Annotated in this window: 13 protein-coding genes; 8 read left to right on the plus strand and 5 right to left on the minus strand. The window is 63.7% G+C overall.

From position 1 onward, the window contains the following. The first annotated feature begins 11 nt into the window (after positions 1-11). Positions 12-2,513: a DUF4175 domain-containing protein gene (locus PAF12_RS02760; protein WP_271108490.1), complete on the plus strand. Its 2,502-nt coding sequence runs from the start codon at positions 12-14 to the stop codon at positions 2,511-2,513. Positions 2,514-2,811: 298 nt separating this feature from the next. Next, positions 2,812-3,213: a large-conductance mechanosensitive channel protein MscL gene (gene mscL / locus PAF12_RS02765; RefSeq protein WP_271108491.1), complete on the plus strand. Its 402-nt coding sequence runs from the start codon at positions 2,812-2,814 to the stop codon at positions 3,211-3,213. Positions 3,214-3,281: 68 nt separating this feature from the next. Here the strand turns inward: mscL and ald are convergent, their stop codons facing one another. Continuing rightward, positions 3,282-4,394 (minus strand): alanine dehydrogenase, encoded by a 1,113-nt coding sequence (gene ald, locus PAF12_RS02770; RefSeq protein ID WP_271108492.1) that lies wholly within the window; start codon positions 4,392-4,394, stop codon positions 3,282-3,284. Between the two features lie 148 nt (positions 4,395-4,542). On the opposite strand from ald, the gene PAF12_RS02775 reads away from it, so the two are divergent. Next, positions 4,543-5,004 carry an Lrp/AsnC family transcriptional regulator gene (locus PAF12_RS02775; RefSeq protein ID WP_271108493.1) on the plus strand — a complete coding sequence of 154 codons (462 nt, stop codon included), beginning with the start codon at positions 4,543-4,545 and terminating at the stop codon, positions 5,002-5,004. A gap of 8 nt (positions 5,005-5,012) precedes the next feature. On the opposite strand, the gene PAF12_RS02780 is transcribed toward PAF12_RS02775, so the two are convergent. Further along, a complete protein-coding gene (locus PAF12_RS02780) occupies positions 5,013-5,513 on the minus strand; it encodes an META domain-containing protein (RefSeq protein ID WP_271108494.1) in 501 nt (166 codons plus the stop codon). 291 nt (positions 5,514-5,804) lie between these two features. Between PAF12_RS02780 and PAF12_RS02785 the strand changes: the two genes are divergently transcribed. The 4 genes from PAF12_RS02785 to rnr are packed head-to-tail and all read left to right on the plus strand — an operon-like array spanning position 5,805 to position 10,471. After that, positions 5,805-6,578, plus strand: coding sequence for a sulfite exporter TauE/SafE family protein (locus PAF12_RS02785; RefSeq protein ID WP_271108495.1), 774 nt, complete (start codon positions 5,805-5,807; stop codon positions 6,576-6,578). Positions 6,579-6,601: 23 nt separating this feature from the next. Then, positions 6,602-7,744 (plus strand): succinyl-diaminopimelate desuccinylase, encoded by a 1,143-nt coding sequence (gene dapE, locus PAF12_RS02790; protein ID WP_271108496.1) that lies wholly within the window; start codon positions 6,602-6,604, stop codon positions 7,742-7,744. Next, a complete protein-coding gene (locus tag PAF12_RS02795) occupies positions 7,741-8,154 on the plus strand; it encodes a GNAT family N-acetyltransferase (protein ID WP_271108497.1) in 414 nt (137 codons plus the stop codon). Before dapE ends, PAF12_RS02795 begins: the two co-directional genes overlap by 4 nt. Positions 8,155-8,212: 58 nt before the next feature. After that, entirely contained in the window at positions 8,213-10,471 is a 2,259-nt protein-coding gene (rnr, locus tag PAF12_RS02800) for a ribonuclease R (RefSeq protein ID WP_271108498.1), read from the plus strand. A gap of 11 nt (positions 10,472-10,482) precedes the next feature. On the opposite strand, the gene PAF12_RS02805 is transcribed toward rnr, so the two are convergent. The 3 genes from PAF12_RS02805 to PAF12_RS02815 form a co-directional block, all read right to left on the minus strand. Next, positions 10,483-10,806, minus strand: a complete 324-nt coding sequence (locus PAF12_RS02805) for a VOC family protein (protein WP_271108499.1) — start codon at positions 10,804-10,806, stop codon at positions 10,483-10,485. A 47-nt stretch (positions 10,807-10,853) separates the two neighbouring features. Next, the gene (locus PAF12_RS02810) at positions 10,854-11,258 is read right to left on the minus strand and encodes a group III truncated hemoglobin (protein WP_271108500.1); all 405 of its coding nucleotides are present in this window, start codon (positions 11,256-11,258) and stop codon (positions 10,854-10,856) included. A 70-nt stretch (positions 11,259-11,328) separates the two neighbouring features. Further along, the gene (locus tag PAF12_RS02815) at positions 11,329-12,216 is read right to left on the minus strand and encodes a DUF6635 family protein (RefSeq protein WP_271108501.1); all 888 of its coding nucleotides are present in this window, start codon (positions 12,214-12,216) and stop codon (positions 11,329-11,331) included. A gap of 224 nt (positions 12,217-12,440) precedes the next feature. On the opposite strand from PAF12_RS02815, the gene ileS reads away from it, so the two are divergent. Beyond that, positions 12,441-15,335 (plus strand): isoleucine--tRNA ligase, encoded by a 2,895-nt coding sequence (gene ileS / locus PAF12_RS02820; protein WP_271108502.1) that lies wholly within the window; start codon positions 12,441-12,443, stop codon positions 15,333-15,335. Positions 15,336-15,338: the final 3 nt, after the last annotated feature.

A 15,338-nucleotide genomic window follows, 5' to 3' on the forward strand; every position in this document is an offset into this window, starting at 1 on the left:
GGATGTTTGTCATGGATGACCCCGCTCGACAGGATACGCCCGAGGAGGCTACCGACAGCCCGCGCCTGACCCGTGCCTTGCGCCTGACCCGCGCCGGGATCTGGTGGGAGGCGGTGGCGCGTGCCTTCTGGCCTGCGCTGACGCTGGCGCTTCTGCTGCTCGCGGCGCTGAGCATGGGGCTTGTCGAGGCGCTTCCGGCGGCGATGCGGGTCTATGCCGGTGGCGTGGCGGGTCTGATCCTGCTCGTTGCGCTGATCTGGGGCGTGGTTCGGTTTCGCCGTCCCGCCCATGGCGCGGCGGAGCGGCGGCTGGATGCGACGCTGCCGGGGATGCCGCTGTCGGCCTATCGTGACCGCCCGGCACTGGGCGAGGGGGGGACGCTCTGGCAGGCGCACCGGGCGCAGATGGCGGCGCGGCTGGAGGCGGCACGCCCCGTGCGTCCCGACGCCGAACTGCGCCGCCGCGATCCGTTTGCGCTGCGTCTGGTCGGGCTGACGGCACTTGCGATGGCGCTGTTGTTCGGCTCGTCCGTGCAGCTTGGTCAGGGGCTGGCGGCACTGGCGCCGCCCCGTGATGAGATTACGGGACAGGAGCCGCAGGCGACAGGACCGGGTTGGGAGGCATGGGCGCGACCCCCGGCCTATACGCGCAAACCCACGATCTACCTCAACGATCTGGCCGAGGGCAGGTCGCTGGAACTGCCCGAGGGCAGCATCATCAATCTGCGCCTTTACGGCGATGATGGCGCTGTTTCGCAGAATATCGGCCCCGAGATCCCGCTGGATGACGAACGCTCGCGCGAATATCGGGTTGAACGTGACGGGACGCTGACGATTGATGATCGGGTTTTCGGCATCACGGTGAGACCCGACGACGCCCCGGAAATCGCGATTGGCGCTGCGGCGGAGCGGCGCGCCGATGGCCGGTTGATGCAGCCTTTCTCTGCCCGTGATGATTTCGGCATTGCTGCCGGACGTGCGGAAATTTCGCTCGATCTGGACCGGGTGGATCGCAGCTACGGTCTCGCGCTGGAGCCGGAGCCGCGTGAGGTCGTTTTGATCAAGCTTCCGATCACGCGCAACCGGGCGGAAATATCGGGACAATTGACCGCCGATCTCAAGAAACACGCATGGGCCAATTTGCCGGTAAAAATCCGGCTTCATGCCGAGGACGGCATTGGCCAGACCGCGCAATCCGAGACGCTGAGCATGGAACTGCCGGGGCGGCGCTTCTTCGATCCGCTCGCCGCCGCGCTGATCGAACTGCGGCGCGATATTCTCTGGTCACGCGAGAATGCGCCGCGCGCCGGACAGCTGATGCGGGCGATCCTCTGGCAGCCGGAAGGGTTTGTCGACCCGCCAATGCTGGATGACATGCGCGCCATTATCGCCGGTCTCGAAACCGGCGATCTGAGCGATGCGCAGCGCGATGCCCTGGCGGAGGCGCTGTGGCGGACGGCGGTTCAGCTGGAGGATGGCGGGCTGGCCGACGCGCTCGAACGGATGCGGCGCGCGCAGGAACGGCTGTCGCAGGCCATGCGGCGCGGTGCCTCGCCTGACGAAATCCGCGAATTGATGGATGAGTTGCGGCGCGCCACCGATGAATATACCGACATGCTGGCCGAACAGGGGGCCGATCCTGCCAGCCGTTTCGACCGCTCCCCGACACAAACGATGAGCGGCGATCAGATCCAGCAGATGATGGACGAGATCCAGCGCCTGATGAACGAGGGCCGGATGGCCGAAGCGCAGGAATTGCTGGAGCAGTTCAACCGGATGATGGAAAATCTTCAGGTGCGTGAGGGGACCGGGAGCGAAGGGTCGGGCCGGGGTTCCTCTGGCCGCATGGCCGAAACGCTGCGCGAACAGCAGGATCTGGCGGACCAGGCGTTCCGGCAGATGCAGGATGAATGGATGGGGCTGGATCAGGAGAACCAGCAGGGCGAGGGCGAGGGCGAAAACCCGGGCGATCTGGCCGACCGTCAGAGCCAGCTTCGCGACGATCTTGGCATGCAGCGCGGCCTTTTGCCTGAACGCGGCACCCAGCAGGGCGATGCGGCGGGCGAAGCGATGGACCGGGCAGGACGCGCCATGCAGGAGGCGGAGCGGGCCTTGCGCGAAGGTGACACGGCAGGCGCGCTCGACCGGCAGGCGGAGGCGATCGAGGCGCTGCGTGACGGCATCCGCGCGCTTGGTCAGGGCGATCAGCGCGGCGAACAGCAACAGGCCGAGGGCAATCAGGGCGAGGGCGAAGAAGGTCAGCAGGAGGGCACGGGCCGCGACGGCGAAGATGGCCGCCGCGCGCTGAAGACCCCACGCCGTGATCCGCTGGGCCGACCGCTTCAACAGGGCTCCGGCAATGGCGGGTTCGCGACCGACGAAGACCTGGCCGAGGGCGAGGATACCGAGGGACGGGCGCGCGAATTGCAGGATGAAATCCGTCGCAGGCTCGGTCAGCGTGACCGGCCACAGGCGGAGCGGGACTATCTCGACCGGCTGATCGACCGGTTCTGAGGCCGGGTCCGATCGCGCCGGACTTGGGCCGTGCGTTATCTGCGATGGTGGTCGTCACGACGCTGTCTTTTTCGTTATGATCCGTCGCGCCGTCACGCCTCTCTGGCTTCGGCTACGGGCCGGATTTGCCACGGTAAAACACCGTTAATTCAGTCGGCTCCCGGGCAGGTTGCGCTTGGCAAACAGGCAGGGCCGGGAAATAACGTCTTCGGCACCTGTCCCGCGTCATACTTGATTTATAGGACAAATGTATTAACGGAGCCGCATGTAGCAGCGCGAACAAGCGAAAGGTAATCGCATGATAAAAGAGTTCAGAGAGTTCATTGCCAAGGGCAATGTCATGGATATGGCCGTCGGTATCATCATCGGCGCGGCCTTCACCGCCATCGTCACCTCGCTGGTTGATGACCTGATCACGCCCTTCATCAGCCTGTTCACCGGCGGTATCGACTTTTCCAGCCTGAAGATCGCATTGGGCGAAGGCGAAAACGCCGCGACTTTCAACTATGGCAACTTCATCACCGCGATCATCAACTTCCTGATTATCGCCTGGGTGGTGTTCCTGCTGGTCAAAGCCGTGAACCGGATCAAGGACTCCACGGTCAAGGAAGAACCGGCTGAGGAAGCACCCGCAGGTCCGACCGCTGAAGAACTTCTGGTCCAGATCCGCGACGAGATCCGGGCCCGTCCCCAGATCTGAGGCGCCGTAAATCCCTATGGAAAAGGCCGCAGGATTTCCCTGCGGCCTTTTTTCTTATGGGGAGGCCGTCAGATCAGCGATTCTGCGGCGACCGCCTCGATCCCCAGTGCCGCGCCGACCGGGGCAGAGGTCAGCTTGCCCTCATGCGTCGCAAGCCCGGCGCGCAGATGGGCGTCGTCATGGATTGCCTGACGCCAGCCCTTATCCGCCAGCGACAGCAGGAAGGGCAACGTCGCATTGCCGAGCGCCTGTGTCGACGTGCGCGACACGGCGCCGGGCATATTGGCGACGCAGTAATGCACGATACCGTCGATCTCATAGATCGGGTCCTGATGGGTGGTCGGGCGCGAGGTTTCGAAGCAACCACCCTGATCGATGGCGACGTCGACCAGAACCGCACCCTGTTTCATCGTCGAAAGCTGCTCGCGGCTGACCAGCTTCGGTGCGGCGGCCCCCGGCACCAGCACGGCGCCGATGACCATGTCGGCGACCGGCAGCAGTTCAGCGGTTGCCGCAGCCGTCGCGTATTGGGTGGTCAGGCGGCCCATGAAAATATCGTCCAGGTAGGACAGGCGGGGGATGGAGCGGTCCAGAACCGTGACATTCGCCCCCATTCCTGCCGCGACCCGTGCTGCCGCCGTGCCGACCACGCCGCCGCCGATGATGACGACATTGGCCGGGCGCACGCCGGGCACACCACCCAGCAGCACGCCCTCGCCGCCATTGGCCTTTTGCAGCGCCCATGATCCGGCCTGCGGGGCAAGCCTGCCTGCGACTTCAGACATCGGTGCCAGCAGCGGCAGGCCGCCACGCGCGTCGGTCACGGTCTCGTAAGCAATGGCAGTCACGCCTGAATCCAGCAGATCACGGGTCTGATCCGGGTCGGGGGCGAGGTGGAGATAGGTGAACAGGATCTGACCACGGCGCAGCATGGCGCGCTCCGGCGCTTGCGGTTCCTTCACCTTCACGACCAGATCGGCCTTGTCGAACACGGTTTGCGCATCGGCGGCGATTTCCGCACCGGCGTCGAGATAATCCTGATCTGTATAACCGGCACCCAGACCCGCCCCGGCCTGGACCATCACTTTATGGCCCCGCAGGATCGCTTCTTTCGCCGCATCCGGGCGCAGGCCCACGCGGTATTCCTGTGGTTTGATTTCGGTCGGGCAGCCAATCAGCATAAGTCTCTCCTGTCGGTATGGTGCGTTTGTTGTGTTTTTCAGCTTGCCACAAATCTTCTGCAAATTTTTTCCGAACTTTCCGGCAATGCCCAAAGACCTAACGGAGGATATTGCGTTTGAGCCGAAAGTCATGAGATAATTTTGCGTAATGAATGATATAGACGCGATAGATCGCCGAATACTTGTTGTTTTGCAGAAGGATGGGCGAATCACGAATGCGGAGCTTGCGGCGCAGGTTCACCTTTCCGCATCGGCCTGTCACAGGCGTGTTCAGCGGCTGGAGCAGATCGGTCTGATCCGAAACTTCGCAGCCTTGCTGGATCGCCGTAAATTGTCGCGGGCGACGACGGTATATGTGGAAATCACCTTATCCGGTCAGGCCACGGAGCTGCTGGAAGCGTTCGAACGCGCGGTTCGGACGATACCCGATTTGCTGGAATGTCACCTGATGGCGGGAACGGCGGATTATCTTCTGAAGCTCGCAGTGGAAGACACGGAAGATTTCGCCCGCATCCATCGCCAGTATCTGACCCGGCTGCCGGGCGTGGCGCAGATGCATTCGTCATTCGCCCTCAGGACCGTGGTCGAAACCACGGCCCTGCGGTTGTAGCGTCTGGGTTACTGAACGGCGGACTCGACCGGCGCGCTGGCCTGGCTGAGCGTGCTGGTCTGCGAGTTCGGGTTCAGGTTGCGCCCGATCACGCCTTCGCGTGAGGCCAGACGGCCATATTCGAAGGTCAGCGTGTCGGTGCCGCCGGCGATGCGCAGAACACCGTCTTCATAGGTGATGCGGTTGGCCTGACGCAGCGCGTTGAAGAAGGAGTTTTCCTGCGCGCTCCAGCGGCAGGTCTGGCCAGCGGTCTGGATCTCTCCGACGACGATCTCGGGCGGGGTGCCGCTGATCGGGGCGACAAACCCGTTGCAGCCGGTTTGTCCGACGATCTGGGTGGGGGACAGCGTCATCGTGGTGTGGCGCACGCTCAGCACGTCGCCACCGATGTTGAACAGGACGTAATCGCCCGTGGGTACGTTCGAATAGGGCTCGTCCACAACGGTCGTCGGTTCGCAGGCTGCGAGTGCCGTGACAGCGAGCGCGGCTGCGGTCATTTGGCGAAACATGGCAGTGTCTCCGTTAGGGTTCATTAAACATTACTGCCGGAATTGCACTCGCAGCCTCACGGGTCAACACACTGAATTGTCAACAAGGAGTGGGGTTTAACGAGGTTATCGCGCGCTTCGCCGGGCTGCGGCTTGGATTTCAAGGGGCTGAGGGCCCGCGCGGCGATACCGGCGGAAAGCGGATAAGACGTGTGCCGACGATATCGGGACGAAGCTGTTGCGAAGATGTCACGATATTGCGGCACCCGATGACCCATTGCGGTTGCCCGCAGGCGCGCTAATCTGCACGCCATGTTTGGTCTCGATCCCGCCACGTTCTGGTTGATCTTCGCCGTGACGGCTTTTGCGGGTTTCGTCAAAGGGGCCATCGGGTTTGCCATGCCGATGATCATGATGTCGGCCTTCGGTTCGGTGCTGTCGCCGCAGACGGCGCTTGCCGCGTTGATCCTGCCGACCCTCGCCACGAATATCCTGCAAGCGGGTCGACAGGGGATCGGGGCGGCATGGGCGTCGATACGGCGGTTCCGGCTGCATATCTCGGTGCTGCTGGTGTTCATCCTGATCTCTGCCGCTTTCGCCCGGAGCATTCCGCAAAGCCTGATGTTCCTGCTGCTCGGTATTCCGATTGTGGCCTTTGCGATCTGGCAACTGTCGGGACGTCCGATGAAACTGCCTGTCCACCACGCCAAACGGGCAGAGGTGATTTCAGGCGTTGTCGGCGGCCTCTATGGCGGGATTTCCGGCATCTGGGGTCCGCCGCTGATCGTCTACCTGCTGTCCGTTGGCGTGCCGAAGGACGAACAGATGCGCGTGCAGGGCGTCGTTTTCCTGTTGGGTGCGGTTGTTCTGACCTTTGCGCATCTGGGATCCGGGGTGCTGAACGCGGACACGCTGCCGCTCTCCGCCGTCCTCGTTCTGCCGGGGTTGGCGGGCATGTTTGCGGGGCTCTGGGTGCATGACCGGCTGGATGTGGCGCAGTTCCGCCGCTGGACGCTGATATTGCTGGTCATCACCGGGCTGAACCTTGTCCGTCGCGGGGTGGAAATCCTGCTGGGCTCGGATTAGGGCTGGTGATGAAGGAGACCGATATGACCGACCCTGCCGCGCTGACCGCCGATCTGATCCGTTGTCCGTCGGTCACCCCGGAAGAAGCCGGTGCGCTGACGATGCTGTCCGACCTGCTGAGCGGCGCGGGCTTCGACTGCATCCGCGTCGACCGGAACGGGACGCCGAACCTGTTCGCAAGATGGGGCGAAAAAGGGGCCAAGTGCAGCTTTGGGTTCAACGGTCATACCGATGTCGTCCCGCCCGGCGATCCGGGAAGCTGGACCTACCCGCCATTCTCTGGCCATGTCGATGACGAGGGCACGATCTGGGGGCGGGGTGCCACGGATATGAAATCCGGCGTCGCGGCCTTCGTGGCCGCAGCAATCGACTTTGTGCGGGAGACACCACCCGACGGCGCGATCATCCTGACGATCACCGGGGATGAGGAGGGGGCGGGCCGCGACGGCACGCTCGCCCTGCTCGACTGGATGGAGGATCAGGGGGAGGCGATGTCGGTCTGTGTCGTCGGGGAGCCGTCGAACCCGGAAACCTTCGGTGAGATGATAAAGATCGGGCGGCGTGGCTCCGTCACCTATCGCGTAACCGCACACGGGATACAGGGCCATGTCGCCTACCCGGATCGGGTCCGAAATCCGCTGCATGCGCTTGTCCGGTTCCTCGATGAGCTGACCGATACGCCGCTTGACGACGGCTCCGCGCATTTCGATCCGTCCGGGCTTCAGGTCACGACGATAGACTGCGGGAATGCTGCAACCAATGTCGTGCCGGAAACCGCGACCGCCGTGTTCAACATCCGGTTCAACGACCTGCACACGGCGGATCGTCTGGACGCGGAGATACAGGCGCTCGCGGCCCGGATCAGCGCGGAGACAGGGGTCGCAATCACGCTGATCCCGAATGTGTCGGGTGAGAGCTTCCTGACCGAGCCGGGCCCGTTCGTCGACCTCGTGCGCAGCGTCGTAGAGGCGGAAACCGGGATCGAGCCGGTGCTGTCGACGACCGGCGGCACGTCGGATGCGCGTTTCGTCAAGGATCATTGCCCGGTGCTGGAATTCGGCCTCGTGGGGCGCTTCATGCATCAGGTTGACGAACGGGTGCCGTCGTCCGAAATCCACGCCCTCAAGCGCGTTTATCAACGCATATTGGGGGCGTATTTCGCATGATCGTCGAATTGACCCGCGATCTGGAAACCTGCCGCCGCTTGCGGCGCGAGGTGTTTATCGGCGAGCAGGGCGTCAGCGAGGCCGAGGAATGGGACGGTCGCGATGCCGAGGCGCTGCATCTGCTGGGCTGGTCGGATGGCCAGCCGGTTGCCACGGCACGGATATTCATCGACGGCGATAGCAGCAAGATCGGTCGCGTCTGCGTTCTGCGGGCCGCGCGCGGTACAGGGGCGGGGGCTGCGATCATGGGCAAGGCGCTTGATGAGTTGCGTGCGCGTGGCGTGAAAACCGCGAAACTTTCCTCCCAGACCAGCGCCATCGGCTTTTACGACCGGCTTGGCTTTACGGCTTACGGGCCGGAATATCTCGACGCCAATATCCCGCATCGCGACATGATGCTGGAACTGTAGCGCCCGGAACGGATTGTCCCCTCGCAGGACCGGCCACGCCGCCGGGGAAAGGACCAGCATGGCATTGCCAAGCAAGCAGCAGATCCTCGATTGGGTGGCTGAAAACCCCGATGCCGCTTCCAAGCGGGATATTTCCAAGGCGTTCAACGTGAAGGGCGCGGAGAAGATCGAGCTGAAGCGGCTGCTGAAAGAGCTGTCCGAGGAAGGCCGGCTGGAACGCCGCCGCAAATCCTATCGCGATGCTGAACGTCTGCCGCCGGTCACGGTGCTGCAATTGCAGGGGCCGGACGAGAATGGCGATCTGTTTGCCCGCCCGCTGGAATATCGCGGCGACGGGCCGGTGCCGCGCATCCTCTATCAGCCGCGCGAGACCGATCCCGCACTTGGCCAAGGGGACCGCATCCTTGCCCGGCTGATCGAGACGAAGGGCGAGGATCACAACTATATCGCCCGGCTGATCCGTCGCATCGGCGAAACCCGCAACCGCATCGTCGGCATCTACCGCAAACGGACCGAAGGTGGGCGCATCCTGCCGATCGACAAGGGGTCCGACCGCGAATGGCAGGTGCGCGAAGGCGACAGCCGCGGTGCCGAGGATGGCGAACTGGTCGAGGCGGAGCAGGCGGGACCGAAAGGCCGGCTGGGTCTGCCGCAGGCGCGGGTGCTAGAGGTGCTGGGCGATCCCTCTGCGCCGAAATCCGTCAGCCTGATCGCCATTCACCAGCACGGCATTCCCGATGAATTCCCAGAGGAGGTGCTGGCAGAGGCCGAAGCCGCCGAACCCGCTGGCATGACGGGCAGGGAGGACATGCGCGACCTGCCGCTTCTGACCATCGATCCGGCGGATGCGCGCGACCGGGACGATGCCGTCGCCGCGATGCCCGACACTGACCCGAAGAACCCCGGCGGGATGATCCTTTGGGTCGCGATTGCCGATGTGGCCCATTACGTCACCCCCGGCAGTGCGCTCGACCGGGAGGCACGCCGGCGCGGCAACTCCTCCTATTTCCCCGACCGGGTGGTGCCGATGCTGCCGGATGCGCTGTCGGGCGATCTGTGCAGCCTGCACGACAACGTGGATCGCGCCGTAATTGCCGTGCGGATGCGGCTGGACGGGCAGGGCAACAAGATCAGCCATAAATTTCATCGTGGCATGATGAATTCGCGCGCGAGCCTGACCTATGAGCAGGCGCAGGCGGCGGCGGATGGCAATCCCGATGCGCAGACAGCGCCGTTGGTCGACAGCACGATCAAACCGCTCTGGCAGGCTTACGAATTGCTGAAATCCGCCCGCGCCCGCCGCCAGCCGCTGGAGCTGGACCTGCCGGAGCGGCAGATCGTTCTGGGTGACGATGGCCGGGTGAAAACGGTCGAGTTCAAGGAGCGTTTCGACGCGCATAAGCTGATCGAGGAATTCATGGTGCTGGCCAATGTCGCCGCCGCCGAGGAGCTGACCCAGCTTGGCCGACCGCTGCTGTTCCGCGTCCATGAAGAACCCAGCCTCGAAAAGATGGAGGCGCTGCGCGAGGTCGCCCAGGCATCCGGCTTCACCCTTGCGAAAGGGCAGGTGCTGCATACGCGCCAGCTCAACCGCCTGCTGGCGGAGGCAGAGGAGTCGGATTTCGCGGAACTGATCAATATTTCGACCCTGCGATCCATGACGCAGGCATACTATCATCCGGAGAATTACGGCCATTTCGGGCTGGCATTGCGGTCCTATGCGCATTTCACCAGTCCGATCCGCCGCTATTCCGACCTGATCGTGCATCGCGCGCTGATCTCCGGCCATGGCTGGGGCAAGGACGGGCTGTCGCAATGGGATATCGAAAACCTGTCGGAAACCGCGACGCTGATCTCCAACACCGAACGCCGCAGCATGGAGGCGGAGCGGGACACAACCGACCGTTACCTTGCCGCCTATCTGGCCGAGCGGGTCGGCAACGAGATGGCGGGCAGGATCAGCGGCGTGCAGAAATTCGGTGCTTTCGTGAAGCTGGACGAGACCGGGGCGGACGGGTTGCTGCCCATCCGTGAAATCGGCAATGAATATTTCCACTATGACCGCGATGCGCAGATGCTGATCGGTTCGGAAACCGGGCTGGAGATCGGCATCGGGCAACGGGTGAAGGTGCGTCTGGCCGAGGCCTCACCCCTGACCGGCGGCTTGACGCTGGAGTTGCTGGAGCTGGAGGGCAACAGTATCGCGCGCGGCCCGAAGGGCAGGCGGGGCCGCCCGCTGCGCCGCCGCCCGGCCTCCGTCAAGGGAAAGGCGAAAGCGGCGGCGAAAAAGGCAAAGCGCAAGCGGGCGCAAGGCTGAGGGGCTGAGGGCTACGTCTCCGACCAGACGGCCATTGCGGTGCCGCCGGGTTCCAGAAACTCGAAACGCCGCCCGCCGGGGAAATCGAAGATCGGCTTGGTGATCTTCGCACCGGCCTGTTCGACCTTCGCCAGTGCCGCCTCCAGATCTCCGGTCCGCAGGATCACCAGCGGCGGGGCAAGTGGTCCGGCGGCGATCCCGCCCGAAATCCCGGCATCCGCCAGTTCCTGATATTCGGGCCCGTAATCGTTGAAACGCCACCCGAAAGCCTGACTGAAGAAATCCTTTGTTTCGGTCAGCTTTGGCGAGGAAAATTCGATATAGTCGATCTTCATGGCGCGCTCCGCAGGTTGTTCCTGTTTTGTTTGCGCCGATTCGCGCCTCAGCGCAAGACCGGAGGACCGCTGGGCGGCGCGCGCAGATCCTCCACCCCCATGCGCAGCCCGGCACCGATCCGATGGGCGAGGACGGACCATGCCGCGGCCGGGGCCTCCGGCAATGTACGGCGCAGGGTTTCGTCGAACAGCATCAGCCACGGCGCGAAATGTTCAGCGCGGACATCACCGGCCTGCATATGGGCGCGCATCGGATTGCCGTCATAGCTGCGCTCGAACAGGATCGCATTGCGCCAGAAACGGGCAATCTTGGCCTCATGCTCTGGCCAGTCGGTGACGTGGTTGGCGAAGATCGGCCCCAGCACCTCATGCCGCCGGATCGCGGCATAGAACACGGCAACGACGCGGTCGATCTGCTCAGGGGTGATGTCAAAGCGCGCAGGAATGGTCATGAAATCCAGATGGACCGGATATGCCTGATTTGCAATGCGCCAGCCCGTCGCAGGGCCGGGTTGCGGCAAGCTATCCCCGCCAGCTTCGCAGCACGCTCAGTGCGGCATCCGACAGATCGCCGACACGGGCAAGGATATGCTCGCGCGCCAGCCCTGAGGATGGTTGTTCCCCGGCCTGATCCAGCCGCTCCAGCAGCCGCGTCAGACGGCGGCGATGCGTGCCGGTAAGGGATTGCACCGGATCCGCGATCAGCCCGGCAAACGTCGTGATCAGCGAGGCGATCAGGGCCAGCACCACCCCGGTCGCGATCACCTGCCACGGCGACAGCTCGACCGGGAACGCCCAGTACCACGCCCGGCCCAGACGGTCGCCAAGCCAGAAATTCTCGACCGCCGAACCGTGGGCCCGCATCTCCGCCAGTGGTCCGGCCAGCGAAATCACCCCCGGCGTCGCGCGCCTGAACATCAGCAGCCCTGCCGCGAAAACCATGACGGAGGTGGTGATTTCCGCGACCGCATTGCGGATCTCGGCATGTTCTGCGATTTCGCGCCTTATCCTGTCGGGCGGTGCGGCAGGGCCGATGCCCTTGCGGTCGAGATCAGCCACGAAGCCCTGCAAATCCGCCTCGATCCGCTGCGCGACATTCGAGGTCAGGAATATTTGCCGCCCTGAAAGCCATGCCGCCGCCCGCTTCGCGCCCATGACCGACAGCAGGGCGGAGAGCAGCTTCACGATCAGAAACAGCGGCGACATTGCGACATTCACCGGCGCACGCAGCAAATCCCAGCCAAGCGCCTCGCGATGCAGCGCCAGCGTGCCGCGCAGCCCGTAACGCTGACGGACGAAGCGGCGGATCTCCGCGTCGCGTGTAGGGGCCGCGTCGGTGGCCTCTCGCCCGGAGATGACCGGACGGGCAGGGCGCGGCGTCTGGGTGGCAGGCGTCTGGGTGTCAGTCATGGCGGCGGGATTTGAGGGCGTATCTTTAGCAGATAACGCCGTAAGCCGTCTGAACAAGCCCAAAACCGGCGCAAAGCCGGGTTGCGGGCCGTCGCTGCGCTTTTTATATAGCCCGCAAGATGTATCAACCGGGCCGGATCATACGAATTATTCGCCCGGCGGCGTAGGGGTTCCGCGCCGTCGGGATTTTGTATGCCTTATTTCTACCCGAAGGATTCCCGCCGATGAGCGATACAACCGACTACCGCGACACCGTTTTCCTGCCGCAGACCGACTTTCCGATGCGTGCCGGCCTGCCCGCGCGCGAGCCCGAATGGCTCGACCGCTGGGCGCGGCTGAATATCTACGACACGCTGCGTACCCGCACGCAGGGCCGCAAGCCGTTCATCCTGCATGACGGTCCTCCTTACGCGAACGGCAATCTTCATATCGGCCACGCGCTGAACAAGGTGCTGAAGGATTTCATCACCCGCTCCCAGCAGATGATGGGCCGCGATGCGCGCTATGTGCCCGGCTGGGACTGCCACGGCCTGCCGATCGAATGGAAGATCGAGGAGCAGTACCGTCAGAAAGGCATGGACAAGGACGCCGTCGACACGGTGGAGTTCCGCCGCGAATGCCGCAACTTCGCCGATCACTGGATCGACGTGCAGCGCGAGGAATTCAAGCGGCTCGGCGTCACCGGCAAATGGGACGATCCCTATCTGACGATGAATTTCCACGCCGAGGCGGTGATTGCCGAGGAGTTCATGAAGCTTTTGATGAACGGCTCGCTTTATCAGGGCTCGAAACCGGTGATGTGGTCGCCGGTCGAAAAGACCGCGCTGGCCGAGGCCGAGGTGGAGTATCACGACCATACCAGCCATACGATCTGGGTGCGGTTCACGCCGGTTGGCGGCGAGTTGGAAGGCGCGTCCGTGGTCATCTGGACCACGACGCCCTGGACCATCCCGCAGAACCGGGCTGTCGCCTATAACCCCGAGATCGCCTATGGCCTCTATGAGGTGACCGAAGCGGCGGAGAACGCGACGACGCAGCCCGGTGAAAAGCTGGTGCTGGCCGATGCGCTGGCCGAACAGGTCATGCAGGTCGCGAAGGTGACGGAGCACAAGCGCCTGCGCGATGTCGCGGTCTCCGAACTGGAAGGGCTGACCCTTGCTCACCCGTTCCGTGGTGTCGAGAACGCAAGCGGCGAATGGGATTACGATGTCCCCATGCTGCCCGGCGATCACGTCACGGATGAGGCAGGGACCGGCTTCGTCCATACCGCGCCCAGCCACGGTGACGACGACTATCAGCTTGGCCTGAAATTTGGGCTGAAGATGACCTATAATGTCGAGCCGGATGGGTCTTACCGCACCGATCTGCCGATCTTCGGCGGCGAGGCGATCATCCAGCCCGATGGCAAGGACGGACCTGCCAATGTCAGCGTCATCAAGAACCTCGCATGGGCCGGGAAACTGCTCGCCAAGGGCAAGATCAAGCACAGCTACCCGCATAGCTGGCGCTCCAAGGCGCCGCTGATCTATCGCAATACCGCACAGTGGTTTGCCGCCATCGACAGGGATCTGAACGATGGCATGGATGACTACGGCAAAACCATCCGCGCCCGCGCGCTGACCAGCATCGACGAGCTGGTGAAATGGACGCCGCGGACCGGGCGGAACCGGATTCACTCGATGGTCGAAAACCGTCCCGACTGGGTGCTGTCGCGCCAGCGGGCATGGGGTGTGCCGCTGACCTGCTTTGTCCGCAAGGGGCTGAAACCCGATGCGGAGGACTTCCTGCTGCGTGACGCGCGTGTGAATGCCCGCATTGTCGAGGCGTTCGAGGCGGACGGGGCCGATGCGTGGTATACCGATGGCTTCAAGGCGAAGGTGCTCGACGGTATCGCGAACCCCGATGATTACGATCAGGTCATGGACGTGCTGGATGTGTGGTTCGATTCCGGTTCCACCCATGCGTTCGTGATCCGCGACCGGGTGGATGGCGCGGCGGACGGGATTGCGGATCTCTATCTGGAAGGCACCGACCAGCATCGCGGCTGGTTCCAGTCCTCGCTGTTGCAGGCCTCCGCGACCAAGGGCCGTGCGCCCTATCGCGGCGTGCTGACGCATGGCTTCACGCTGGATGAGAAGGGCATGAAAATGTCCAAATCGCTCGGCAACACCATCTTGCCCGCCGAGGTCATCGAACAATATGGTGCAGACATCCTGCGGCTCTGGGTGGCGCAGGTGGATTACACCGCCGACAGCCGCATTGGGCCGGAGATCCTGAAAGGCACCGCCGACAGCTATCGCCGCCTGCGCAATACGCTGCGCTTCATGCTGGGCAATCTGGACGGGTTCAGCGATGCCGAACGCCTCGACCCGGCGGAGATGCCAGAGCTGGAACAATGGGTGCTGCACCGTCTCGCGCAGCTCGATCAGCGGGTCCGGCAGGGCTACGACGCCTATGATTTTCAGGGCGTGTTCCAGTCGCTGTTCCAGTTCTGCACCGTCGATCTGTCGTCCTTCTATTTCGACATCCGCAAGGACGCGCTCTATTGCGACGCAACGGACAGCGCGCGGCGGCGTGCGGCGCGGACGGTGCTGGATCTGCTGTATCACCGGCTGGTGACATGGCTCGCCCCGATCCTGCCGTTCACGATGGAGGATGTCTGGCTGTCCCGCTTCCCAAGCGACGACGACAGCGTGCATCTGCACGATTTCCCCGACACGCCTGTCGATTGGTTGAACGAGCCCTTGGCCGCGAAATGGGACGGTATCCGCCGCGCCCGCCGGGTGGTGACGGCCGCGCTTGAGGTCAAGCGGACCGCCAAGGAAATCGGCGCCAGCCTTGAGGCTGCGCCGGTCGTGCATGTCCGTGACGCCGATGTGCTGGCGGCGCTCAAAACCGTCAGCTTCGAGGATATCTGCATCACCTCGGATCTGTATCTGACCTCCGATCCGATCCCGGCAGAGGCGTTCCGCATGCCGGATATCGAGGGCATCGGTGTGGTCTTCGAACCTGCCGAGGGTGAGAAATGCCAGCGCTGCTGGAAGATCCTGCCCGATGTCGGCACGCATCCACATGCCGGGACCTGCGCCCGCTGCGATGCGGTCCTCGCGGGCAAGTAAAAG

Source organism: Paracoccus sp. SCSIO 75233 (assembly GCF_027912675.1).
Lineage (GTDB): Bacteria > Pseudomonadota > Alphaproteobacteria > Rhodobacterales > Rhodobacteraceae > Paracoccus.